This is a genomic window from Amycolatopsis ponsaeliensis, assembly GCF_030182635.1.
GTDB lineage: Bacteria > Actinomycetota > Actinomycetes > Mycobacteriales > Pseudonocardiaceae > Amycolatopsis > Amycolatopsis ponsaeliensis.
On sequence record NZ_JAPZLD010000064.1, the window covers coordinates 1 to 24,270 of the forward strand.

The 24,270-nt window shown below is 69.4% G+C and carries 17 protein-coding genes; 9 read left to right on the forward strand and 8 right to left on the reverse strand.

Going from position 1 to position 24,270, the window contains the following annotated elements:
- Window positions 1-509: 509 nt before the first annotated feature.
- The 3 genes from QQ657_RS50725 to QQ657_RS50735 all read left to right on the forward strand — a co-directional run bounded on the left by QQ657_RS50725 (window position 510) and on the right by QQ657_RS50735 (window position 4,509).
- Window positions 510-1,274 (forward strand): bestrophin-like domain, encoded by a 765-nt coding sequence (locus QQ657_RS50725; RefSeq protein WP_284749642.1) that lies wholly within the window; start codon window positions 510-512, stop codon window positions 1,272-1,274.
- On the forward strand, window positions 1,271-2,575 hold the full coding sequence (locus tag QQ657_RS50730; protein WP_284749643.1) for a DUF6923 family protein: 1,305 nt from the start codon (window positions 1,271-1,273) through the stop codon (window positions 2,573-2,575). Before QQ657_RS50725 ends, QQ657_RS50730 begins: the two co-directional genes overlap by 4 nt.
- 371 nt (window positions 2,576-2,946) lie before the next feature.
- Complete coding sequence (locus QQ657_RS50735; protein WP_284749644.1) at window positions 2,947-4,509, forward strand: esterase-like activity of phytase family protein; 1,563 nt, start codon at window positions 2,947-2,949, stop codon at window positions 4,507-4,509.
- A gap of 3 nt (window positions 4,510-4,512) precedes the next feature.
- Here QQ657_RS50735 and QQ657_RS50740 read toward each other — a convergent pair whose 3' ends face one another.
- On the reverse strand, window positions 4,513-5,529 hold the full coding sequence (locus QQ657_RS50740; protein WP_284749645.1) for an autoinducer 2 ABC transporter substrate-binding protein: 1,017 nt from the start codon (window positions 5,527-5,529) through the stop codon (window positions 4,513-4,515).
- Between the two features lie 302 nt (window positions 5,530-5,831).
- Here QQ657_RS50740 and QQ657_RS50745 point away from each other — a divergent pair, with 302 nt between their 5' ends.
- Entirely contained in the window at window positions 5,832-6,287 is a 456-nt protein-coding gene (locus QQ657_RS50745; RefSeq protein ID WP_284749646.1) for a DUF4396 domain-containing protein, read from the forward strand.
- Between the two features lie 28 nt (window positions 6,288-6,315).
- Here the strand turns inward: QQ657_RS50745 and QQ657_RS50750 are convergent, their stop codons facing one another.
- The 3 genes from QQ657_RS50750 to QQ657_RS50760 form a co-directional block, all read right to left on the reverse strand.
- A complete protein-coding gene (locus QQ657_RS50750) occupies window positions 6,316-7,551 on the reverse strand; it encodes a glycoside hydrolase family 88 protein (RefSeq protein WP_284749647.1) in 1,236 nt (411 codons plus the stop codon).
- Between the two features lie 228 nt (window positions 7,552-7,779).
- Window positions 7,780-8,994: a DUF8814 domain-containing protein gene (locus QQ657_RS50755; protein ID WP_284749648.1), complete on the reverse strand. Its 1,215-nt coding sequence runs from the start codon at window positions 8,992-8,994 to the stop codon at window positions 7,780-7,782.
- A gap of 78 nt (window positions 8,995-9,072) precedes the next feature.
- Window positions 9,073-12,006 carry an AfsR/SARP family transcriptional regulator gene (locus QQ657_RS50760; protein ID WP_284749649.1) on the reverse strand — a complete coding sequence of 978 codons (2,934 nt, stop codon included), beginning with the start codon at window positions 12,004-12,006 and terminating at the stop codon, window positions 9,073-9,075.
- A 99-nt stretch (window positions 12,007-12,105) separates the two neighbouring features.
- On the opposite strand from QQ657_RS50760, the gene QQ657_RS50765 reads away from it, so the two are divergent.
- The 4 genes from QQ657_RS50765 to QQ657_RS50780 all read left to right on the forward strand — a co-directional run bounded on the left by QQ657_RS50765 (window position 12,106) and on the right by QQ657_RS50780 (window position 16,812).
- Window positions 12,106-12,762, forward strand: a complete 657-nt coding sequence (locus QQ657_RS50765; protein ID WP_284749650.1) for an SH3 domain-containing protein — start codon at window positions 12,106-12,108, stop codon at window positions 12,760-12,762.
- Between the two features lie 34 nt (window positions 12,763-12,796).
- The gene (locus QQ657_RS50770) at window positions 12,797-14,368 is read left to right on the forward strand and encodes an alkaline phosphatase D family protein (RefSeq protein ID WP_284749651.1); all 1,572 of its coding nucleotides are present in this window, start codon (window positions 12,797-12,799) and stop codon (window positions 14,366-14,368) included.
- A 24-nt stretch (window positions 14,369-14,392) separates the two neighbouring features.
- A complete protein-coding gene (locus QQ657_RS50775) occupies window positions 14,393-15,019 on the forward strand; it encodes a TetR family transcriptional regulator (protein WP_284749652.1) in 627 nt (208 codons plus the stop codon).
- Between the two features lie 311 nt (window positions 15,020-15,330).
- Window positions 15,331-16,812: a glycoside hydrolase family 28 protein gene (locus QQ657_RS50780; RefSeq protein WP_284749653.1), complete on the forward strand. Its 1,482-nt coding sequence runs from the start codon at window positions 15,331-15,333 to the stop codon at window positions 16,810-16,812.
- Between the two features lie 61 nt (window positions 16,813-16,873).
- On the opposite strand, the gene QQ657_RS50785 is transcribed toward QQ657_RS50780, so the two are convergent.
- Entirely contained in the window at window positions 16,874-18,061 is a 1,188-nt protein-coding gene (locus tag QQ657_RS50785; protein ID WP_284749654.1) for a glycoside hydrolase family 88/105 protein, read from the reverse strand.
- A 396-nt stretch (window positions 18,062-18,457) separates the two neighbouring features.
- On the opposite strand from QQ657_RS50785, the gene QQ657_RS50790 reads away from it, so the two are divergent.
- A complete protein-coding gene (locus QQ657_RS50790; RefSeq protein WP_284749655.1) occupies window positions 18,458-20,230 on the forward strand; it encodes a discoidin domain-containing protein in 1,773 nt (590 codons plus the stop codon).
- 12 nt (window positions 20,231-20,242) lie between these two features.
- On the opposite strand, the gene QQ657_RS50795 is transcribed toward QQ657_RS50790, so the two are convergent.
- The 3 genes from QQ657_RS50795 to QQ657_RS50805 all read right to left on the reverse strand — a co-directional run bounded on the left by QQ657_RS50795 (window position 20,243) and on the right by QQ657_RS50805 (window position 24,214).
- On the reverse strand, window positions 20,243-21,364 hold the full coding sequence (locus QQ657_RS50795) for a hypothetical protein (protein ID WP_284749656.1): 1,122 nt from the start codon (window positions 21,362-21,364) through the stop codon (window positions 20,243-20,245).
- Window positions 21,365-21,506: 142 nt separating this feature from the next.
- The gene (locus QQ657_RS50800) at window positions 21,507-22,598 is read right to left on the reverse strand and encodes a hypothetical protein (protein ID WP_284749657.1); all 1,092 of its coding nucleotides are present in this window, start codon (window positions 22,596-22,598) and stop codon (window positions 21,507-21,509) included.
- Window positions 22,598-24,214 (reverse strand): hypothetical protein, encoded by a 1,617-nt coding sequence (locus tag QQ657_RS50805; RefSeq protein ID WP_284749658.1) that lies wholly within the window; start codon window positions 24,212-24,214, stop codon window positions 22,598-22,600. The genes QQ657_RS50800 and QQ657_RS50805 overlap by 1 nt, the downstream gene beginning before the upstream one ends.
- Window positions 24,215-24,270: the final 56 nt, after the last annotated feature.

Sequence of the window (24,270 nt, forward strand, 5' to 3'; positions counted from 1 at the left end):
TGGGGGACCGACTTGGTCGTCGTGGCCAGGGTGCGGGCGGCGGCCCGTCCGAGGCTCAGCGGGGCCTGGTCGGAGTCCACCGGGTCGGTGACAGTCACAGCGAGAACCACCCAATCATTCGTAAGCCGGGAATGCCCGAGGCTGGCAACGAAGAATCAACATAGCAACGGCGCCCGCGCACACAATGACACGATCGAGTCGGCGGGCTGATCACCTGGTTGGTTTCCGGCCATTCCGGGCATCATCTCCCGTCGCGTGCCGGCCGGTCATCACCCGCTGTTCCCGGTCGTCACCCGGTCGGGAAAATCGCAGCCCGTAAGGGGAATTCGTCGTCGCGGTGGGGCACGGCGCAGGCCACCCCGGCGGCGGTGAACTGCGCCGAACCGGCTATGGTCGCGGCCTGGGTGAGGCCACTCGGATGAATCGAACAATTCTCGGTTGTCCGCTCGGAAATGGGTGGCTAACTTGAGCGATCCGGCGGTGAATCCGCTTGGCGGGAAAGGACGTGGATGAACATCTTCGTGGCCGGCGGTCTCTGGGTGGCCGGCGCGGCTCTCGTCGGGGGCGTGATCGCGTACCTGGTCCGCCGCTTCGGCTGGGACGAGGGACGGCCCGACAACAACGACGCGGCGGGCCAGGTGTTCACCATCGTCGGCGGGCTGCACGCGGTGCTCGTCGCGTTCGTGCTCATCTCGCTGTTCGACGCGGTCGGCGGCGCGAGCCAGGACGCGCAGACCGAGGCGGACAGCCTGGTCGCGGCGACCTGGGCGGCCGACGCGTTGCCCGCCGAGACGAAGGACCGCGTGCACCAGCTCGCCATCGCGTACGCGCAGACCGTCGAACAGCAGGAGTGGCCGAAGCTGAGCGGCGGCAGTGACATCCCCGCCACGGGCTGGACGCAGCTGGACCAGATGCGCCAGGCCGTCGCGGCCGCCGAAGTCGATGGAGACTGGCAGATCGACCGCAAAACCGAGGCGAGCAACCAGCTTTGGGCGGTCTACCAGGCCCGCACGCAGCGGCTGAACAACGCGGGCGGCGGCGGGGTCGGGGCGGTCGTCTGGTTCGCGCTGATCCTCGGCAGCCTGATCACCGCGATCCTGCTGCCCAACCTCTTCGGCGGCACGCGGCTGGCCGCGCACATCATCATCGTCTCCACCCTGGCCGGCACGATCACGTTGCTGCTGTTCGCGATCTACCAGCTGCAGAACCCGTTCAGCGGCGGCGCGAAGATCCCGGCGGAGGCGTTCACCGGCGCGCTGGAAAGGCTGGCTTGACCGGCAGGCGGGCCCGCTGGGCGGCGATGCTCGGCGTGGCCGCGGCGGTCTCGGCCCTGCTGGCGGCGACGGGCTGGCTCGCGCCCGCGTCGTCCCACCGCCCGGCGGCCCAGGACCCGGCGGGCTGCACGGTCCTGCAGGCGGAGAACGAACGCGACGGCGCACCGACGACGTTGCGGCTGCTGTCCCTGCCCGGCGGCGCGACGAAACGCCTGACCCAGGCGGGGTACTGGATCAACGCGATGGGGTACTCGGCCGCGCAGGACGCGGTGTACGGCGTCGCCGACGGAACGCGTCGCGGCCGGTACGACCACGGTTCGCACGCGGTGCGGATCGACGCGTCGGGCGCGGTGACGGACCTCGGCGTGGTCGGCCGGGCGGGCGCGCAGCGTCCGGTGTGGAGCCAGGTCACCGGGGCGACGGCGGGCGCGATCGCCGGGAACCGCTGGTACGTGCGGCAGGACAGCGATCTGTACACAGTGGACATCGACCCGGCGTCGGCGGACTACGTGCGCGTGGTGCACCGGACGGCGTTGCGGCCGGTGTCGCTCGCGGTGGGGGTCGACGACTTCGCGTACGACTCTTCTTCCGGCCTGCTGTACGGGATCTCGACGACTTCGCGCGGAGACGGTGCGGTGGTGACGGTGGACCCGTCGACGGGCAAGGTCGCGCCGGCGCCGGAGCTGCGCTTCCCGCCCGGGGGCGCGTACGGGTCGGTGGTGCTCGGGCCGGACGCGATCTACGCGACGGCGAACCGGGACGGGCGCCGGAGCGTGACGTACCGGTTGCCGCGGGACGGTTCGGGCCCGGCGGTGGAAGTGTCGACCGGGCCGGCGCTGGTGAGCGGGGACGCGGCCGGGTGTTTCGCCGAGTCTCCGCCGCCTCCCACGACGACCTCGGAGTCCCCTTCGATACCGCCGAATTCGCCCCCTTCCGTGCCGCCGAACTCACCACCCTCGGTGCCGCCGAACTCGCCACCGCCACCGCCACCGCCTCCCGCACCGACGCCGACCACACCGGCGCCGGAGCCGCCGCCACCGTCGCAGCCGCCCCCGGTGGAGCAGGCGGTGGCCCCGGCACTGACACCCACCCCGACCCCGACCCCGGTGGCCACCCCGGTCGAGCTGGCCCCGGCACCGACCGCACCCCCGTCGAAGCGGTACGTGCAGCCGACGGAGAAGCCGGAGCCGGTGGTCGACGGCACGGCGGTGAAGACAAAGGAGAAACGCCGCTGGGGACTGACGGCCCTGATCCTGGTCCTGGGCGGCGGAGCAGCAGTGGCCCACCGCCGCCACCGCTGACGCGGCGCGGCAGCGCGAGGCTCGACGCCGGGACCAGCACGCCCGCCGGCACCGCTGACGTCCCCACGGTCGTGGGGGGGGGCCGGGGGGGGTTAACACTTTGGCACCCACCCACCCCCCCAGCGGCGGCAGACCGGCCGAGGTGCCCGGCTAGAAGCCGCCGCACGGCCGTGTGTCGTGCGGCGATGCCGGCTCCCGTGGCGCCGGTCGTGCCCGGGCGAGGCGACCACCGACCCGCCCGGACGAGGCGACCACCACACCCTCCGGCCCCACCGTTAACGCCCCGGCCTCCTCGAAGCCAACCCCCGTCCACTTCGGCCACGAAGACTCCTCCTCCGGTGCGGTCCACGCGCCGGAGGAGGAGAAACGGGATGAAGCGGGTAACACTGGCCCTGGTCGCCGGGGTGCTGGCACTGCCGCTGGCCGCCGGGCCGGCGGAAGCGCACGACCACGGGCCGCGGGCGAAGGACGATCACCTCCGCACCCACGCCGGGCGGAGCCTGACCGCCGATCTGCTCGGCAACGACCGTGGCACCGCCGTCGTCCGGCACACCGCCGCCGCGCACGGGAGCGTCGACCTCGCCGCCGACGGCACCCTTCGCTACACCCCCGCGCCCGGTTTCACCGGCCGGGATTCCTTCACCTACACCGTTTCCGACGCCGTCAAGCTCTACCCGACCGCCCTCAAGCCGCTTGCCACCATCGGCGGCGTCCAGATCAAGGGCGGCGCGTACGGCTCCGCGCTCACCCCCGTGCCCGGCGAGAAGAACGAGTTCTACGGCCTCACCGACCGCGGCCCGAACGTCGACGCCCCCGACGGCGGCAAGATCGAGCCGCTGCCCGCGTTCACCCCGGCCATCGGGAAGTTCCGGCTCCGCGACGGCAAGGCCGTGCTGGAGAAGACCATCGCGCTGCGCGCCCAGGACGGCACCCCCTACAACGGCCAGGTCAGCCCGCTCGCCGACACCGGCGAGAAGATCGTCGACCTCGAGGGGAACGTCCTGCCGCAGTCGGCGAACGGCTACGACTCCGAAGGCCTCGTCGCGCAGCGGGACGGCACCTTCTGGGTCTCCGACGAGTACGGCCCCTTCATCACCCACTTCGGCCGCGACGGCCGCGCGCTCGAGCGGCTCTCGCCCTTCGACGGCTCGCTGCCGGCCGAGCTGAAGTACCGCGTGCCGAACAAGGGCATGGAAGGCCTCACCCTGACCCCGGACGGCCGGACGCTCGTCGGCGTCATGCAGTCGGCCCTGCAGCAGCCGGACCTGACGAAGAAGCCGGGCAACGTCACCACGCTGCGGATCGTCACCGTCGACCTGCGCACCCGCGCCACCCACGAATACCTCTACCTGCTCGACGACCCGGACACCACCGGCACCGCGGTCAGCGAGATCACCGCGCTCTCGGCGACACGGTTCCTGGTGGACGAGCGCGACGGCAAAATGGAGCCGGGCGCCTACAAGAAGCTCTTCGAGATCGACCTGACCGGCGCCACCGACGTCGGCCCGCGGGCCGCGGGGTACGACGCCGTCAAGGGCGGCCTGCTCGTCGGCGGGAAGAGCATCGACGCCTACGTCGGCAAGGACACCACGGCCCAGGCGACGAAGGACCTCGCCGCGGCCGGGATCAAGCCGGTGAGCAAGAAGCTGTACCTCGACCTGGGTGCCCTCGTCACGAGCCTCGACCCGAGCGGTGGCTTCTTCGGGCACGACAAGGTCGAGGGCGTCGCGACCACCGACGGCGGCCGGACCGTCGTGATCAGCAACGACAACGACTTCGGCATCGACGGCGTGACGAACGCGGCCCCGCCGTACGCGCTGCACCCGAAGACGCTGCCGGACGGCCGTCAGGACGACGGCGAGTACCTCGCGGTCGACACGGCGAAGCTCCCCGCGGTGACGAGCACCGCGACGGTCACGATCGACGTGCGGTAGCCGTCAGTACTTGAACTGGTCGACGTTGTCGGCGGTGATGAGCAGCGGATCGCCCAGCAGGACGGTCTTCGACTCGACGTCGTACCTCACCGCCGGCAACTCCAGGTTCACCCTGTTGACCGGCAGCAGCGGCTTGCCGTCGGCGACCTGCTTCGCCGTCCACGCGGTCAGCCAGCCCAGCGACTCGACGTTCCACAGCACCGACTCGGAGCACGAGCCGTCGAGCAGGAACGGCTTGATCGACTGCGGCGTCCCGACGCCGACGGTGAACACCTGCCCGATCTTCTGCTGCTCGCGGACCGCCTTCGCGACCCCGGGCGCGGACGTCGTGCACTCGCCGACCAGGCCGGTGAGGTCCGGGTGGCGGGCCATCAGCTCCTTGGCCAGGTTCGTCGCGTTGTCCTGGTCTTCGCCCGCGTACACGGTCTCGACGACCTGAGCCTTCGGGTAGTGCTTGGCCGTGTACTCCTTCTGGACCGAGATCCACGTGTTGAGGTTCGCGGCGGCCGGGCCGCACGAGACGATCGCGTACTTGCCGGTGCCGCCGGTCCGCTTCATCAGCGCGTCGGTGAGCGCGGCGCCGATGCCGTCGGCGCTGGCCTGGTTGACGAACACCTCGCGCTGCGTGCCCGGCGCGTCGGTGTCCGAGGTGAGCACGTGGATGCCCTTCGCCCGGGCCTCGGCGATGGCCGGCGCGAGCGCGGCCGGGTCGTTCGGCGCGACGACGATGACGTCGACCTTCTGCGCGATGAGCTGGCGCATGATGGTGACCTGGTCGGCGGGGTCGACGGTCTTCGGGCCGATGGTGGACCACTGCACACCCAGTTGCTTCGCCGCTTCGACGCCGCCCGCGTCCATCGCCTGGAAGTACGGGATGCCGCCGACCTTGGGCACGAACACGATCCGCGTCGGCGCATCGGCGGGGGCGCTGCCCAGCTGTTCCGAGCAGCCCCCGAGCGCGAGCGCCGCGCTCAGCAGCAGCGTCGCGACCAGCCGGGACGTCTTCGTCGGCCCTCGCATCCCCACCCATTCCTCAGGACTTTCGAACGGTCTGCGCGCGGTGGAGACCAAGGGGGAAGGTAGGGCCCCGCGTAACGGTGGTCAACGGGGTGTGCGCAAAGGGTTACGGAAGCGAGTTCTCCTTCGTGGCTTAAGGCGGAATTTCGCCTGGTCGGCGGTGTCGGCTACGCTGGGTGACGGTGGCTGACCGTTCCGTACTTGCCCGCTGTCGGCCGCCATGGCGCTCGCACTGTCCCGCCGGGGACCACGCTGTGGCGCGTGAGACACGCGCGTCGATACCCCTTGGGGGTATAGTACCGGGCATGAGCGAACAGTACGGAGCTTCGTGGGCGACGGCGATCCAGGCGACCCTGCACTGCCTGACCGGCTGTGCGATCGGCGAGGTGCTCGGCATGGTCCTCGGCACGGCGTTCGGCCTGCACAACGCGGCGACCGTCGTCCTGTCGATCGTCTTGGCGTTCGTCTTCGGCTACGGCCTCACCATGCGGGGCGTGCTGAAGTCGGGGCTGTCCCCGGCGGCGGCGTTCAAGGTCGCGCTGGCCGCGGACACCGTGTCGATCGCCGTCATGGAACTGATCGACAACACGGTCGTCGTGGCGATCCCCGGGGCGATGAACGCCGGCCTCGCCAGTTTCCTCTTCTGGCTGGCCCTGGCGCTTTCGCTGGCCATCGCGTTCGTGGTCACGGTGCCGGTGAACAAGTGGATGATCGGGCGCGGCCTCGGCCACGCGAAGGTGCACGCCCACCACCAGCACTGACGGGGAGGTGGCGGCCTCCCCGGCGGGGTCAGACGCTCGACAGGTCGACGGCGCGGTCGACCTTCCGCCGGTCGAGCACCCGCAGGATGCCTTCCAGCAGGTAGTAGTCGGCGTAGGGGAGTGACACCTCGATGCCGTCCTCGGCCGGCCGGTTGCGGGTGCAGCGCGCGACGCTCGCCTCGGCCCGGGTGGACTTCGTCGTCAGGCACGTCTGCGAGACGGCCTCGAGGATCCGCAGCGCGCTGTCCCGGTACTGCGTGCGGTGCGTGATCTCGGCGAGGTCGAGCAGGCCGCAGGCCATGATCACGCCGGCGGAGGCGTCCTTGACGTCGTTCGGGGCCTGCGGCGCGAGGTAGTCCCACACCGGCACGTGGTCGGAGGTCAGGCGGGACAGCGCGAAGTCCGCGAGTTTTCGGGCGGTGGTCAGGAACTCCTGGTCACCGGTGCGGCGGTGGATGGTCGTGAACCCGTAGACGCCCCACGCCTGCCCGCGAGACCAGCACGACGCCGGGCTGTAGCCCTGCACCGTGTTGGGCCCGACCGGCGCGCCGGTGACCGGGTCGAAGTCGAAGACGTGCGGGGTCGACCCGTCCGGGCGGACGAAGTTCTTCTGCGCGGTCTTCGCGTGCGCCACGGCGATGTCGAGGTACTGCGGATCCTGAGTCTGCTTGCTCGCGAAGGCCAGCAGGTCGAGGTTCATCATCGTGTCCATGATGACGCGGCCGGCGTCCTTCGGATCGGTCAGCGCGCCCCAGGCGCGGATGAACTTCCCGGCCGGGTTGTACCGCTTGATCAGCGACGCCGCGGCCTGCACCGCGCCCGCCTTCCACTTGTCGTCGCCGGTGAGCCGCCACGCGGTCACCCACGACGGGTAGAAGAGGAAACCGAGGTCGTGCGTGCCGGTGTCGTTCTGGCGCGGCGCGAGTTTCTCCGCGGACGCCAGCGCGAGGGTCTTGAATTGTTCGTCGCCGCTGTGCAGCCAGGCCAGCCACAACTGGCCGGGCCAGAATCCGCCGACCCAGTCGCCATTCTGCGAATAGGTCCATTTCTCGAACTTCGTGCCGACCGGAAACGCAGTGACGCCGGGGGCGACCGCGCGGAGCTTGGCTACTGCGTAGTCGGCCGCTTGGCGGAGCGTCCGGGTGACCGATGCCTGGTCGAAGGTGGTCGAAGTGCTCGCGGCCGCGGCCGCGGAAGTGCTGGCGCTCACCGCCACCGCGGCACCGGCCGCGGTGGTCAGCAGGGTTCTCCGGGTAACGCTCACAGGTGCCCGCCATTCCGTGTGGGGAAATGTTCCAGGTGCCCGGAGTTTTTCACAGTCGCCACGACGTGTACAGCGGGCGGGCATATGTTCAGGAATGTGAATGATGGACCGGTGAGCGGAATACCGGGGAAAGGGCGAAGGCCCGGCGGGGGACGCCGGGCCTTCGCTTTTCTCGCGGGGATGAGGGCAGTCAACCACGCGAAACTCGGGGCGTACTCGAGCCGCCGGTCAGCACAGGGGGGCGACCGGTTCGTCGGAGCCCGTCTGCAGGTACGTGTCCGACACGTAGTTGTCCGGGCCGATCCGGTCCCAGATCGTGCTGGTGCCGAACGTGCCGGTGACGCTGTCGCCCAGGACGTAGCACTCGATGTTCACCTTGGCGTAGTTCGCCGCGAGGCCCTTGACCGCCGCCGACGTGCTCGCGCTCGCCCGGACGTTCATCGGGTCGCCCGCGGTCTTCACCGTGCCGGTCGGGCCGGTGCCCGTCCACAGGTACGTGACGTTCAGGTTCCCGTTGTCCGACATGCCGAGCCCGTCGTAGAAGACGCCGTCGGCGAGGTCGATGCCGGCCGGGTTGCCGACCTTGTAGCCGAGGTCGTCCTTACCGCCGTTGTAGCCGTTGTGGTAGGCGGCGTACGCCTCGGGCTGCCCCTGCGGGAGGTCCTTGTACTCGTACCGCACGGAAGCCGGGTTCCAGTAGTCGTCCTTGGTGTTCCACGGGCCGACGTCCCACACCGGCGCGTACTCGCAGCGGCTGTTGTCCGTCTTGCAGACGCGGACGCTGTAGGAGCCGGAGGCCTTGGGCGAGAGCCCGCGCCCGGACGGCAGGGCGACGAAGTGGTCGCGGCTGGTGATCACGTGGCCGTTGGCGGTCGTGTGGCCCGTGAGGCCTTCGCGGGTGCCGAAGATCTTGTAGGTCAGCGCGGCCGTGGCGGCCAGCGCGTTCACCTGCGGGACGCTGTCCGCGCTGAGCGCGACGCCGCGCACCGACGGGCGGACGCCATCGGTGTCGCTGTGCAGGCTGATCCGCGCCTGCACGGCGCTGACGGCGGTCTTGAACGCGGTGCCGGCGGGCGTCCACTCGGTCCAGTCGTCCGCGCCGGTGCGGCCGCGGACCTCGACGTCGACCGCGGTGCCCTTGGGGGTGTCGGCGGACAGCTGCGCGCTGACGCGGTTCGCCGGCGAGCCCAGTGCGTGCTCGGCGGTGATGAGGCTGCCTTCACTGCCGGCGAAGACCTGCGCGGTTCTGTGCCAGGCGGCGTCGGCCAGGGTCAGGGTTCCGCCCGCCCCGGTCACGTTGACGTCGTCGTAGTCCACAGTGGACACGTCGGCGGTCCAGGTGGCGTTGGTGGCGGCCTGGGCGGGGGCTCCGGCCAGCGCCGTCACCGCCCCGGCGGCCAGTACCGCCGCGGTCACGCGGCCGGCTTTGTTGATCCGGATCATCCCCGGTTCTCCTCTCGCACTCGTTCACTCGAACGTGGCGAAAGACTGACGGGGTGGCGTACATGATCCGTACAAGCATCAAGCGGAAGCGATGTGCGGCGGCTCCTCCACCGAGGTCACGGGCTCCGGCGGCCGCGACGAGAGCTCCCGCCAGATCGCCAGCGCGCGCTCCGAATAGTCCCGGGACCGCTCCGGTTGCGACAACGCCCGGTGCAGCTCACCGAGCAGCTGCGACACCTCGGCCTCCGACCGCCGGTCCCCGTTGCGGCGGTGCACCGAAAGCGAGTTCACCAGCAACAGCTGCGCGTGCGCGAAGTCCCCGCTGTGCAGGCACAGCTCGCCGAGGTTCTGGTTCGCGTACCCGACGCAGTGGTCGTCGCCGAGTTCGGTGAAGATCGCGATCGCCTGGTCGACGTGCTCGCGGGCGGCCGCCAGGTTGCCCTGGTGCTGGAACAGCAACCCCAGCCGTTTGTACGCGTGCGCCTCGCGGTGGCGGTCGCCGATCGCCGCCGACAGCTCCAGCGCGTCGGTGAACCAGCGCTTCGCCGCCGCGTAGCAGCCGCGCGACATCCACACCGCGCCCGCGCCGAGGCGCGCCACCGCTTCGCCGTTCGGGTCGCCTTCCTCCGCGAACAGCTTCAGCGCTTCGTGGCAGTGGTCGAGTGCAAGGCCGTCCTCGCCGTCGATGCGCAGGATCGTGGCCAGGCCGGTCAGCGCGATCGCCACGCCCTGGGCGTCGCCGACCCGCTCGAACAGCGCCTTCGACTCCTCGAACGCCACCCGTGAGCCGGCGTACTCGTCCTGGTAGAGCAGGTACTGGCCGAGGTTGCGCTGCACGATCGCCTCCGCGCGCAGCGAACCCGTCCGGCGGGCCGCCGCCAGGGCGATCGTGTGCGTGCTGTGCCAGTCGTCCTGGTGCCCGCGCAGGTCGAAGTACGGCGTCAGTGCCGACGCCAGCTGCCAGGCCAGGTCGTCGAAGCCCTGTTCGGCCGCCAGCGAGACCGCCGCGACGCTCGTGTGCCGCTCGGCGGCGAACCACGCGGCGGGATCGTCGGGCAGGACGTCGGCGGGCACCGCCGGCCGGGGCAGTTCCTCGTCGCAGTACATGCCGAAGAAGTGCAGTGGCATCCGCCGCGCGGCTTCCAGCGCCAGCGCGAGGTACCCCTCCAAAACCCGCCGAAGCGCCGCGCGCGTCTTCGCCGCGTCACTTTGCTCCGCCAGCTCCACCGCGTACACGCGCAACAGGTCGTGAAGCCGGTAGCGCGGCTGCCCGGCCGAATCGGACCCGACGAGCTCGACTAGGTGGCCGTCGACCAGCACGTCGAGGACGTCTTCGGCGTCACGGCGGCCCAGCACAGCTGCGACCGCCCACGCCGGGAACTGCACCGGCCCGAGCAGGCCGAGCCCGCGGAACGCCGTGGCCGCCGACATCGGCAGCAGGTCGTAGGACAGCGTCACGCTCGCGCGGACGGCGAGGTCGCCGACGCGCAGCTCGTCGAGCCGGCGGTGCTCGTCGCGCAGGCGGTCGGCCAGCAGCCGCAACGTCCAGCCGGGCCGGTTCGTCAGCTTCGCGCCGGCCACCCGGATCGCCAGCGGCAGGTGCCCGCACTGGCGCAGGATCGCCGCGGCGCTCTCCGGCTCGGCGGCCACCCGCTCGGCGCCGACGATGCCCTGCAGGAGCCGCGCGCCTTCGGCCTCGGGCAGGAGGTCGACGTCGACCGGCGTCGCCCCGGGGAGCCCGGGCAGCCGGAGCCGGCTGGTCACCAGCACCGCGCACGCGCCGGCCCCGGGCAGCAGCGGCCGGACCTGGGCGGCGCTGCCGGCGTCGTCGAGCACGATGCACATCCGCCGTCCGGCCAGCCGCGAGCGCAGCAGCGCCGAGCGTTCGGCCGGTTCCCTCGGTAGGCCCGCGTCCGGGATGCCCAGCGCCCGCAGCAGTTCCGCGAGCACGCCCATCGGCGCCCGCGGCGACGACGACGTGCCGGCCAGGTCGACGTGCAGCTGGCCGTCGGGGAAGTCGTCGCGCACGGCGTGCGCGATCCGGATGGCGACCGCGGACTTCCCGACGCCGGGGGCGCCGGAGAGCACGACCACCGCGGGCGTGCCGGAGTCCGCGCGCTCGCGCAGCAGACCGGCGACCTCGCGCAGCACGTCGTCGCGGCCGGTGAAATCCGGGAGGTCGAGCGGCAGCTGGCAGACCGGGACGAAGTCCACCGGACGCCCGGCGGGCACGCTTTCGGACACGAGCGTCGCGCGCAGTTCCCGCAGCTGCGAGCCCGGCTCGGCGCCGAGCTCCTCGCGCAGGACCCGCTCGGCCGATTCGTACGCCTCGACGGCGTCCGCGGTCCGGCCGGCGGCGCGCAGCGCGACGATCAGCTGCGCCCACAGCTCTTCACGCAGCGGGTGCTCGGTAACCAGGCCGCGCAGTTCGGCGACGGCCTCGCCGCAGCGGCCGAGGTCGATCCGCGCGCGCAGGCGCTGTTCCTGCACCGACAGGCGGAGCTCGGCGAGCCGGGCGACGCTCGCGCCCCAGCTGTGGTCGTGCGGGAGCCCTTCGAGGACTTCGCCGCGCCACAGCGCTTCGGCCCGGTCGAGCAGCTTGAGAGCGCTCTCGGCGTCGGCGCGATCGAGCGCTTCCTGCGCCTCGCCTGCCAAGGCCGTGAACGCGAGGTGGTCGAGTTCTTCCGGCGACGCGGTCAGCAGGTAGCCGGAGGCCCGGCTGCTGATCCGGTCGCCGAGGCCGGGGTCGAGCTCGGCGAACCGTCTTCGGAGCGAATGGACGTACGTGCGGATGTTCGCCGCGGCCGAGCGCGGGGCCGATTCCGGCCACAGGACCTCGACCAGCACGTCCGCGGACACGACGACGTTCGGCTGCAGCGCCAGTGCGGCCAGCAGCAGCCGGGGCTTGGGCCCGCCGAGCGGGATCACCTGCCCGGAAGCGGTGACTTCCAGCGGACCGAGGACGCGGATGGTAAGCGAGGTGGCCTCAACCTGCCCGATGAGTTCCCCCATGAGCGGATGCTATGACCCGTTCGACCTCGGGGATAGATCCATTCGGAGTGTCCGTGGCCTTTGTACGCGTCGTGTACGAGCCCGGGTCACGCTCCCGCCATGAAGCGTTCGAACCTCCGGCGGATGGCCGGAATAGGACTCGTCCTCGCGACGGTCGGCGCGCTGGCGGTGGGCGGCGCGGTCGCGGCGTCGGCCGCGGCGACCGGCACCGTCAAGACCGCCGGCGACCCGCTCAACGTCCGCCGGGCACCCACCGCGGGGGCCACGGCCGTCAAGACCGTCGCGAACGGCGCGTCGGTCGCCATCGACTGCCAGATCACCGGTTCGTCGGTGACCGGGACCTACGGCACGAGCACGCTGTGGGACTACGTGCCCGCGCTCGGCGGGTACATCTCGGACACCTACGTCTACACCGGCTCCGACCAGCGGATCGCGCCCGACTGCGGCGTCGGTTCGGGCAGCGGCCAGTGCGCCGACGCCTGCGCGGGCGAAGGGCAGTACCGCTCGTCCGACTCGCACTTCCTCGTCTACGACACGGACGCCGACGGCTACTCGGCCGTCGTCGCGTACTGGCTCAAGGGCGGTGCCGGGCCGTTCTACGTCTGGAACTCCGGTGGCGAGGGCACGAAGGTCGACAAGGCCGTCACCGTCCCGCACGGCGGCTGGGTGTTCTACAAGGTCTGCGTCGCCAACTACACGACCGCCAAGCCCGACCTGAAGTCCTGCTCCGAGGGCATCACCGATTTCGCGGCCTGACCGCGGCTCCCCTTCCCCGAAAGGCATTTCCGACATGGTTCAGGTCAACCGGCGCAAGGTCCTGCTCGGCGGGCTCGCCGCGGTCACCGCCACCGCGGCGTCGGCGGCGCTGCCGTCCTGGGCGAACGCCCGCACCACGGCGGCCGCGCCCACCATCCACGACCCCTTCCAGCTCGGCGTCGCCTCCGGCGATCCGCTTCCCGACAGCGTGGTGCTCTGGACGAGACTCGCGCCGGCGCCGCTCAACGCCGACGGCTACGGCGGCATGCCGGACGCCACCTACGCGGTCGACTGGGAGATCGCGAACGACGAGGCGTTCTCTTCGATCGTGCAGACCGGCTCGGTGAACGCGGTCCGCGCGGCCGCGCACAGCGTCCACATCGAACCGGTGGGGCTGCAGCCGGCGCGCGAGTACTTCTACCGGTTCAAGAGCTCCGGCTACATCTCGCCGGTCGGCCGCACGCGCACCGCGCCCGCCGCCGGGGCCGCGGTCAACCAGCTCAAGTACTGCTTCACCTCCTGCCAGCACTGGGAGGAGGGCTACTACCACGCGTACAAGGGCGTCGTGGCCGACGACCCGGACCTGGTGCTGTTCCTCGGCGACTACATCTACGAGAAGAAGTCGGGCCGGGTCGCGGCGGAGCGCAACCCGCGCAGCCTCGCCGTCCCCGACGACACGACCACGCTGGCGCTCTACCGCGCCCGCCACGGCCAGCACAAGACCGACGCCGACCTGCAGGCCGCGCACGCGATCGCGCCGTGGGTCGTCGTCTTCGACGACCACGAGGTCATGAACAACTGGAACGGCACCACCTCGCCCGCGTCCGCCGCGCGCAAGGCCGCCGGGTTCCAGGCGTTCTACGAGCACACCCCGATCCGCTCGACCGCGAAGCCGAACGGCGCGTCGATCCAGCTGTACCGGCAGCTCATGTGGGGCAACCTGGCCCGGTTCCACATGCTCGACACGCGTCAGTACCGCAACGCGCAGGTGGCCGACCCGTCCGGCTCGGCCGGCCCGGCCTGCACCGACATGCGCAACACCTCGCGCAGCATCCTGGGCAGCACCGAGGAGGCGTGGCTGCTCAAGCAGTTCGAGTCGCACCCGGCCACCTGGGACTTCCTCGGCCAGCAGGTCTTCTTCGCCACGCGCGACGGCGACGGCGACAAGGCCACCTGCGAGAGCCCCGACTCCTGGCAGGGCTACGAGGCCTCGCGCGACCGGATCGCGAAGGGCTGGGTCGACCGGAAGGTCGCCAACCCGGTCGTGCTCACCGGCGACGTCCACCGGCACTGGGCCGCCGACCTGCGGCTCGACTACTTCGACCACAGCGACCCGCTGATCGGCTCGGAGCTGGTCACGACGTCGGTGACGAGCAACAGCGACACCGCGACCCCGCCGAGCGCGGCCTGGCTGGCGAACAACCCGCACATCAAGTACTGCAAGGGCGAGCGCGGCTACGTCCGCGTCACGACCACGCCGGGGCAGATGCGGGCCGACTTCATGACGACGTCCGACACCAGCGTCTACGACCCGGCGTCGGTCGTGATCAAGAACGACGTCAGCTACGTAGTGCAAGCAGGACGGCCTGGCCTGCAGAAGGTCTGACACCCGGGCGCTACGCTGAGTGACGTGAGCGAAGAACTGGGCCTGCGGGAGCGCAAGAAGCTCCGCACGCGGGCGGCGATCTCGACGGCGGCCATCGGGCTCTTCACCGAGCGCGGGTTCGACGCCGTCGGGGTCGCCGAGGTGGCGCGGGTGGCCGAGGTGTCCAAGCGGACCCTCTTCGCCTACTTCCCGACGAAGGAAGACCTGGTGCTGCACCGGTTCGCCGACCACGAGACCGACGCGGCGGACGTCGTCCGCGCCCGGCGGCCCGGGCAGGGCGCGCTGGCGGCCCTGCGGGAGGCGTTCCTGCGGGGCCTCGAAGAGCGGTCGCCGGTGACGGGCCTGTGCGACGAGCCCGCGGTGCTCGCCGTGTTCCAGCTGGTCACCGGCACGCCGGCGCTGGTGGCGCGGCTCGCCGAGTTCACGTCCGCGGGGGAGGCGGCGCTGGCCGGGGCGCTCGCCGAGGCCGGCGTCCCGGCGCCCGACGCCGGGCTGGCCGCCGCGCAGATCGCGGCCGTCCGCCGGACGCTGGCCACGGCGAACATGGACGCCGTCGCGGCCGGCGTTCCCGCGGCCCGGCGGCACCCGGAGGCGGTCGTGGCGGCCGAACGGGCGTTCCACCTGCTGACGTCCGGCGTAGGGTTCGCTTGAGCCGCGCGGGTTATGCCGGATTCATGGTCCGGACCATGACGAATGCACGTTTTCACCGGGCTCCGCGAAGGTAGACTGCGAAAATCCCGAAAGGACGCCGGAGTCCGGTCGGTGTCCCCATCGATCTTCCGTCCACACGAACACCGGGGGGACCCGCGTCCCACTGGGGGTGGCGCGGGTCCCCCGGGTCTCCCGCGAACGGTTCCTTTTCCGCTTTCCCGGTGATCTTGACACCGCGCTCGCGGCACTCGTAGGCTGAGTGCTCCGCCGTCATACCGAGTATTTCTCGATTCATGACAAGGCGGTTCACGGTGAAAAGATTCCTGCTGATCTCCTGTGCGGTCGCGGGACTGGTGGTGGCCGGTTCCGGCATCGCCACCTCCGCGCCCGGCGGCGTTTACGACGTCAAGGACTACGGCGCCAAGGGAAACGGGTCCACGAACGATTCCGGCGCCATCGACAAGGCGATCACGGCAGCCAACGCGGCGGGCGGCGGCACCGTCCGGTTCGCCTCGGGGAACTACAAGTCGGCCAACACGGTCCACCTGAAGAGCAACGTGACGATCCAGCTCGACGCGGGCGCGACGATCACCGGGTCGAGCGCGGACAGTTACGACAAGCCCGAGTCGAACCAGTGGGACGACTACCAGGACTACGGCCACAGTCACTTCCACAACGCGATGTTCTCCGGCGACAAGCTCACGAACATCGGGTTCACCGGCGCCGGCACGATCGACGGCGGTGGCAACCTCATCACCGGCAACCCGAAGTCCGGCGAGGCCGACAAGATCCTGTCGCTCACCCGCTGTGACGGACTCACGCTGTCCGGGATCAAGCTGCGCCGCGGCGGCCACTTCGCGGCGCTGATCAACGGCTGCACGAACGTCGTCTCGGACAAGCTGACGATCGACACGTCGAGCGACCGCGACGGCTGGAACATCATCAGCACGACCAACGTCACGATCACGAATGTCACCATCGCGGCCAACGACGACGCACTCGTGTTCAAGAGCGACTACGCGCTCGGTGCGAAACTGCCGAACGGGAACGTCACGGTGAACAACGCGAAACTGTCGGCGGTCTGCTGCAACGCGCTGATGTTCGGTTCCGAGACGTGCGGTGACTTCACCGGTTACCAGTTCTCGGACATCACGATCACCGGCGCGCACAAATCGGGGATCGGGATCGTTTCGATGGACGGCGCGAAGATTTCCGACGTCCACTACCGCAACATCACGATGTCGGGCACGTACTCGCCGATCATGATGAAGATCGGCACGCGCAAGCGGTGCGGGAACAAGCCGGGCGTCGGGTCGATCAGCGGCATCACGTTCGACAACATCACCGGGACGCACACGGGCACGAACTTCAGCCCGACGCTCTGGGGCGCGGACAGCACCCACCGCGTCTCCGACGTCACGTTCACCGGCGTCCACCTGAACGTCCCGGGCGGCAACGGCACCGCGGGCACGGGCGTCCCGAGCAACGACGCGACGGACTACAACCCGAAGAGCATCGGCACGCGGCCGTCCTACGGCTGGTACCTGCACTACGCGTCGGGCGTCAAGTTCGCCGACAGCTCGGTGGAGTTCACGAAGGACGACGGCCGCCCGGCGAGCATCGTCAACAACAGCTCGGACATCACGTTCGACCACTTCACGGCGGAGAAGGGGACGAAGAGCCCGTACGACGTCGGCTTCCAGACCGTGACGGGCTACTGCGTCAAGGACTCGGCGACCACGTCGGGCTCGGCCCTGCGGTTGAACACGTCGGGCTCGACCTCGAACTGCTGACCTCGCACACGAAAGGGCCCCGGCCGGTGAGCCGGGGCCCTTTCTGCGGCGCGCCTCGAAGTCAGTGCGAGTACTGCTCGTTCATGATGAGGAACGCGCCCAGGCCGTGGAAGTCGTTCGTCTTGCGGGCCCGGGCGAAGTAGTAGGACAGGTCGCCGACGTTCGTGCCCTCGCAGATGTCCGTGATGTTCGTCAGGCCGTCCGAGCCCACCGAGACCTTCTTCAGCACGCCGGCGTACCCGCGGTCCGCCACCGCCTGGTACGACGCCGGCAGGTAACCGCGCTCGACGCCGCGGGCCATCGTGAAGGTGTACATCGACGACGCCGACGTCTCCAGCCAGTTCTTGGAGTCGCCGCCGCGGTCGACGACCTGGTACCAGCGGCCGGTCGCGGTGTCCTGGAAGCGCTGGTAGCCCGCGGCCAGGAACCGGACGATGTCGATCAACGCCGCCCGGCGCGGGTGGTTCGGCGGGAGCACCTCGAGGATGTCGATGGCCGCCATGCCGAACCAGCCGATCGCGCGTGCCCAGTGGTACTTCGAGTGGTGCCCGGTCCCGGACGCCCACGACTCGGAACCGTCCTCGTCGTACGCGTGGTACAGCAGGCCCTTCGCCGGTTCGCGCAGGTGGCTGAAGTAGACGACGAGGTTCTTCGCCGACTCTTCGAAGCAGTAGCCACCGTCGTCGAACGCCGCGCCGTACAGCGCGAGGAACGGCTGGGCCATGTACACGCCGTCGCCCCACAGCTGGCCGACCTTGCTGGTCGCGTGGAACATGCCGCCGTCGGACGTGCGCGGGTAGGCCGGGAACCGCTTGCGCAGCTGGTCGGCCGCCGTCTTGTACTTCTTGCGGCCCGTCTCGGCGAACAGCAGCGGCAGCATCTGGCACGAGCGCATCGAGTCGAGGTTGGTGAAGCTGTTCGAGATCCCGCTGTCGGTGATGAAGCGGTCGTACCACGCGACGATGTAGTCGAGGTACTTCTGCTCCCCGGTGCGCTTGTAGAAGAGGTACTGGCCGTAGAGGTACAGCCCGAGGGTGTAGCCCCAGCCGCCGATCTTGTCCGGGGTGTAGCGCTTCATCGTCGAGTCGATCACGGCCCGGGACCAGTCCGCCGGTGCCGCCGCGCCGCCGATCGGAGGGAGCCGGTCCGCCGCGCGCGCGAGGGGCCCTGCCACGGCGAGGGCGCCCAGCGCGCCCAGGGTGCCGGTCAGGACCGCGCGCCGGGTCGGGCGAAGGGGGTGCTCGGACATTCGTTGTCCTTTCGTGCACAGGCCCCGGTGGTGCGGGCAGTTCCGAGGCAGGGCACGGTCGGGGACTCGTGCCCTGCCCCGGAAGGGGTGGCCGGGATGCCGATCCGCCGTCCGTCGGCATCCCGACCAGCTCTGGGGGGCGCGGCGTGCTGCCCGTGTCGCCGGAGCGGTGGGGGAGAGCGAAAGCGCTCTCTGGGGAAACATCTACTCGCCTCCGGGATGCCGAGTCAAGAGAGATCGGATCTCTCGTGTCATATATCAGATATTTAACCCGGTTGGCCGTAGTCACGATGTACCGGCCGCTGGGACTGCGCGAAAAGGTCGGATCTCAGTATTGACCGGGCCCGGAATCCAGGAGTACACCACCGGGTGGACCAGACCACTTGGAGGTCACTGATGTCAGCCAAGTTCCTGCGGCGGGTGCTCGCCGCCTGCGCGTCGATGCTGGTGGTCGCCGGGCTCGTCGCCGCGCCCGCGTCGGCCGACTTGCAGAAGCCGTCCCAGCAGTGGCTGCGCGACAGCCAGGCGGGCCTGTTCCTGCACTGGGGCATGCGCACGTCACCCGGCTACACCAGTTGCAGCGCCTGGGAAAAGGCGATCACCGACGGCGGGTGGAGTCCCGATTACTGGGTCACCGAAGCCAAGAAGCTGCACGCGTCGTACCTCGTGCTGGCGTCGTTCCACAGCCGGCTGGGCTACTCGCGCGCCTGGCCGTCGAAGATCCCCGGCAGCTGTACCACCAAGCGGGACTTCCTCGGCGAGCTGATCGCCGCGGCGAAACCCCAGGGGCTCAAGGTCATCCTCTACATGACCAACGACGCCCAGTGGCACGACGAGGGCGGCCACGAGTGGCTCGACTCCGCCGGCTACTCGAAGTACAAGGGCAAGACCGTGAACCTCGACAGCCAGGACGGCTTCGGCCAGTTCAGCTACGACAACTTCTTCGAGGTCATGAAGAACTACCCCGACCTCGGCGGCTTCTGGATCGACAACGACAACGCCTACTGGGAGTCGCACGACCTGTACGAGCAGATCTACCAGCAGCGCCCGGACTACTTGCTGAGCAACAACAACGAAGACACGCCGATCATGGACACGATCAGCAACGAGCAGAAGACCGGCATGTCACCGGCGTACGACTACCCGCAGGCGACGTACACGGCGATGCCGCGGCTGACGGAGGCGTGCTTCAAGCTGCCCGACACCGGCTCGTGGTGGTACGGCGGCTCGAACTCGGCGGTGAACAAGGCGCTGAACATCGGACGTCTGGTGACGAACTCGGGTTCGTCGATCAAGTCGCTGATGGCCGAGACGGCGATGGTGAACGGCAAGTTCCCGTCGAACCAGGAGGCGTTCAACAACTTCGCGAACACGTTCCTGGGCCCGATCTGGGAGTCGCTCGGCGGCACCGAAGGCGCCGGGTACATGTACGGCGGCATGCAGCCGGGCTTCTGGAACGACGGCGCGCACGGCGTCATCACGATCAAGGGGGAGACGCAGTACGTGCACGTCCTGACCAAGCCGTCGGGCAGCACCCTGAAGATCCGCGACAACGGCTACCGCATCCGCGGCGTCACGAACCTCCGCACCGGGGCGGCGATCCCGTTCACCCAAGGCGGCGGCAGCCTGACGCTGACGGGCTTGTCCGGCTGGGACACCTACGACACGGTGTTCAAGGTCGAGACGGCCGGCCGCACCGGAACGTACGACCCGAAGACGGTGACGCTCAAGGCGAGCGCGTCCACGAGTGGCCACAGTGGACAGTCAGCGAGCGACGGCGACTACCTGACGTACTTCGACAGCAACAAGACGTTGCCGGTGAACCTGGACTACGACCTCGGGTCGGCGAAGAAGGTCCAGTACCTCGGCCTCAACCAGCGAGAGGACTCGGTCAGCTACGCGCGCTCGGACAGCGAACAGTCGGCGCGCATCAAGGCGTACAAGGTGTTCGTGTCGAGCGACGGCAAGAACTGGGGCAGCGCGGTGAAGTCGGGCACGCTCCCGAGCCACCGCGGCGTCCAGTTCGTCGACCTGTCGGCGGTGACGGCCCGGTACGTGCGCCTCCAGGTGACGAGCACGTACGCGGCATCGAGCGACGGCACGCGCTACAAGCGCCTCCGAATCGACGAGACGTGGCTGGGCTCGGACTACGCGACGGCGGCGGGCTGAGTGACCGGCGATTCACAGAACCCGGTCCAAAGCCTCGGGCCGGGTGGCTTGGGCGATGGCCGTTTCCAGGGTCCGGTGCAGCTGCCCGGAGTCGGCGGATGCGAAGTAGTGCGGCATGTCGGCGCGATCGAGTGCGGCCGCCTTCGGTCCGATTCCCAGCAGATAGGGCGAGTAGAGGATGAGGCTGTTCGGCCCGGGATCCGCGCACAGCGCCGCCATGCCGGGAAACTCGCTCGCTTGGTAGACCTCGAATCGGTCGGCGTCACCGGCGTGCCGTTCCTTGAATCGTCGGAATCTCGTCAGCGATTCCTTGATCTTGGGGGCGAGTTGTTCGCCGCGCAGCCTGGAGAAGATCACCGTCGCTTCGCCGGCCGGATCGAGCAGGACGCAGCGATATGTCCCACCCCGCCGGAGGAAGTCGATCACCGCGTCCCGGTAGACCGCGGGCCGGTCGGTGGTGGTGAGCCGATTGGAGCAGGAGTTGAGCGTTGTGCCCAAGTCCAGGACGTCGTGCGAAGCCGTGCTGACCAGATGTGCCTTGTCCTCCTGGCTCGGGCGGCCGGGATAGGCGTGGACCCGTACGTTGCCGGGCAGCCCGGTCGATCGCAGCCATGTCCGCCGACCCGTCTCCGTTTCGTCGTGCGTGACCATGAGATAGATCTGATGGTCTTCGAAGGCGCCGACCCATTCGAGTCCGTGACCGAAGGGGCCCGCCACTCGATGTACGGCGTCGGATACGGCCAGCCTGTCGGGCGGCACCACCTCTTCCAGGTGTGCCGCGAAGTTGATGTGCGGGGAATGGATCGAAGCGAGCCGGTCGGCGGGCAGCCGGATCGGGCCTTTGTGCACGGCCAATCGGAGCCTCAGTTCGCCGGCGAACTCCGCCTTGGCCAGCTCTTCTCGCAACTGCGGGACGTCTTCGGTGAGAATCGCGCGTCCTGCGCTGAGCGTGACGTCACGCGTCACGCTCTCGTTGTCGTCGTGCAAGATGAAGAACCCGCCGTCGCCGCGCCAGCTCCACAGCTCGGCGCGAGCACAACCGTGGTCCTGGGCCTCCTTCTCGACCCTGGCGATCAGTCTTTCCCGCATCAGGTCGAACGCGTGCGCGGCGCGGTCGCGGGGGTTGCGGTCCACGATGCTGGAGTACCCCGACGCGTCGAGGAACAGGACGTACACGTCGTCGTAGGTCACGTCGGCCTTGAACTGATCCGCGTCCATCGCCCCAGCACACCACACATCGTGGGTGGTGTCTTGCCGCCTGTCTGCGAGCGGCGGTTCAAGGTCGATCGACGGCCTGGCCGGGAATGGCGAATCCGGGTGGGATGTAGATGCTTTCCAGGAACTCCAGGACGGTGTGCACGGCCAGCAGGGTGGCCAGGTACTGGTAGGACGAGTCCTTCTCCGCGTCTCCGAAGTCGGCGATGCCCCGCGCGATGATCCAGTCCATGTCCCGGCAGGCGAAAGCGAACCCGTAGGACTCCTGATCGCCCAACACGATGCGCTGATTGCTCTCGTGGAGAGCCGCCAGCTGCCGGCCGTCGCGGAGCAGCTTGTCGCCGGAGGCCACCGCGTCGGACAGAACGGATACCTGCGGGGTGAAATCCGCGGCCAGGTCGGCGGGTCGATGACGATCGGGCAGCTCGGTGATCGCCGCCGCCAGCCGATCGTGGAGCTTGGCGCCGGTGGGATCGAAGCGCGCGAGCTGCAAGTTCATCGGACCCCGGCTGGCGACCTCCGGTCGCGGTTCGAAGCGGTCCGCCGTGAGCCGGCCGGGTTCGTACCACCAGACGGTCTGCGGGAGGTAGACATCGGCCTTTCTGGTGTGTCCGGCCAGTCCGGCGGCCATGCCGGCGAGGACCCATACGTTCGCCCGGTAGAAGGTGGAGATCTCGTCGACGGCGTGCTGGGCGTGCAGACCGTACGCTTGGCCGATCAGCGTCACCGCCACCGTGAGGTCGGCCGGTGGTACCGCGAGGCCGGCGGCGGTGAAAGGGACTTCCGCGTGGTAGTAGGGGCGGTTGCGGCGCACCACGTGCGGCCGGTCCTCGATGCCCAGTGCGGCCAGAGTCGCCCGGAGCTCGATCGGCTGCACCGTGAGAACGAGGATGTCGACGTCCCGGACGTCCTCGACCGGCGCGGGATGACGCCGCGGCGGGCTGCTGTCCGGGCCCGGCGGAAGGAACGAATCGACGACCGTGACGTCGAACGCGGCTCGCTCGCGGGGCGGTATCGTCGAAGCCCGGCTCGCGTAGTCGCGCATCATGAGGATGCGCTGGATTCCTTCGGGCTGACGGTGGAGGAAGTGGGCTATCGACGCCATCGACTCTTCGGCGCGTTCACGTCGCCGGCGCGGCGATCGCGGGCTCATCACGACCACACCCGGCGCGGACTGGGAAGATCGTAAAGCGAGTGGATCGGCACACCGTCCAGCTGTTCGGCCGGCACGAAGTTGAAGACGGGGGTGTAGGCGTGTGGTTGGATCTGGAACGCTTTCAACAGGTGCAGCATCTGCTGCGCCGTGGTGTTCGAGACGTTGATCTCGTCAAGCACCACCACACTCGCTTGCTGTTGTGACAGGTGTTCCAGCTGGCGACCCCAGCCAGTGCTGCGGGCGAGTTGCCGGATCTCGCCGAGAGTGCTTTCTTCGGATTTGGTCAGTGCTTCCCGCGGAAGCGGCACCGCAACCATCGGGTCGTCCGCCCAGTGCTGCATCCGGCGGATCAACAGCTGTACCGCGGGCTCCTCGGGGCAGACGATCACCACGCCGGGAGGCGCTACGTCCTGCATCACCTGCTCGAGCTTGTAGGCAACGCAGTCGCCGAATCGCTCGAAGATCGCGGAAAACGGGGGGAAGTGGAGCAACCGGGGCGTTTCGGGCGGTCCGTACAGTTCGGGCTTCCATTCGACACTGGTGAGGATGTACCACGCATCGTAAGACCGGAGTCCGGCGAAATCGTCCCGCTGCTTGTCGGTGTGAGGGAGCCTCAATCCGCACTGGTCGCACTGCTCACGGCTGACTCGTTCGGCGGCGACCGACTTGATGGGCTGGACCGCGGGGAGGCCGTTGCCCTTCGTGTGGAAGTCCGAGGACATGAAAGCAGCCACCGAGTACCGATGCAGTTTGTACCCCGCATCGATCGCCTGCTGAGCTACTCGCGTGTAAGTGGCTCCCGTTTTGATGAAGTCGAGGAGGAGCATGTACGTCGTCCTGGGAGTCGGCTCGGGTATCCGCGCGGGATCGTCAGGCCATTTGCTCCAGGGGACGTTGAGCCGGTTGGCGGTGGCGGTAACGGCTCGCTCCATCCAGGAGTCGGTCGTCTCCGGGATCAGCAGGGCCGTCCGGCCGGTCCGGTTGCGCGTCACCTCGATGATGGCGTCGTGCAGCACTTCGGCCAGTTCGGTGACGGCGCGCGAGCCGTCGAAGAAGAAATGGCTGCAGTACTCCTCACTGATCTCGAAGTGCCCGATACGCCGGATGACCTTGTCCTCGAAGTCCTGCCGGGGTGCCCCGTTGAGCGACCGGTACTTGATCTGGAAGAGCTCGCGGTCGAGGGACGACAACGGCTGTGGACGCCCGTGCGGTTCCAGGCCACCGGTTTTGTCCACGACGACGACAGTGCCGGCTTCGGCCGATAGGTCGAGTATCGGCGTCCAGAACGGGCTGAAGGTGTTGTGGGGGAAGCTGGGAAGCACCACGACACTAATCTGCTCGGCCCTGGTCGCGAACTTCGTCGCGCACAACGCGACCCAGTGGAGGAAGTTCTCTCCCATGTCTCCGTAGCGATTGCCCGAGCAGTCGATGATCTTTATTTCACGATGGGTTTCCGAGGTGGTGAAGCTCAGGATCTCGGTGGACGGCAGGACGGAGTTCCGGATGTCGTCTGCCGGGATGTAGCGCGTAAAGGTCGCGGCGTGACGGACCGACACCGAAGTGACCAGCCGCCTCGCCAGCCACTCGTGGAACTTTTGGCGGTCTTCGTCCACCGGCTCGGACGCCAGGGTGCCGACTCGCAGTACCTCGGTCTCCAGCTGCCAGGGAC

Bases quoted from the DNA above. Each gene is read 5' to 3' on its own strand.
- QQ657_RS50755 (WP_284749648.1), bottom strand. From the start codon at position 8,994: ATGATCCGGATCAACAAAGCCGGCCGCGTGACCGCGGCGGTACTGGCC.
- QQ657_RS50790 (WP_284749655.1), top strand. From the start codon at position 18,458: ATGTCAGCCAAGTTCCTGCGGCGGGTGCTCGCCGCCTGCGCGTCGATG.
- QQ657_RS50800 (WP_284749657.1), bottom strand. From the start codon at position 22,598: ATGAGCCCGCGATCGCCGCGCCGGCGACGTGAACGCGCCGAAGAGTCG.
- QQ657_RS50725 (WP_284749642.1), top strand. From the start codon at position 510: ATGAACATCTTCGTGGCCGGCGGTCTCTGGGTGGCCGGCGCGGCTCTC.
- QQ657_RS50785 (WP_284749654.1), bottom strand. From the start codon at position 18,061: ATGTCCGAGCACCCCCTTCGCCCGACCCGGCGCGCGGTCCTGACCGGC.
- QQ657_RS50770 (WP_284749651.1), top strand. From the start codon at position 12,797: ATGGTTCAGGTCAACCGGCGCAAGGTCCTGCTCGGCGGGCTCGCCGCG.
- QQ657_RS50745 (WP_284749646.1), top strand. From the start codon at position 5,832: ATGAGCGAACAGTACGGAGCTTCGTGGGCGACGGCGATCCAGGCGACC.
- QQ657_RS50765 (WP_284749650.1), top strand. From the start codon at position 12,106: ATGAAGCGTTCGAACCTCCGGCGGATGGCCGGAATAGGACTCGTCCTC.
- QQ657_RS50760 (WP_284749649.1), bottom strand. From the start codon at position 12,006: ATGGGGGAACTCATCGGGCAGGTTGAGGCCACCTCGCTTACCATCCGC.
- QQ657_RS50740 (WP_284749645.1), bottom strand. From the start codon at position 5,529: ATGCGAGGGCCGACGAAGACGTCCCGGCTGGTCGCGACGCTGCTGCTG.
- QQ657_RS50735 (WP_284749644.1), top strand. From the start codon at position 2,947: ATGAAGCGGGTAACACTGGCCCTGGTCGCCGGGGTGCTGGCACTGCCG.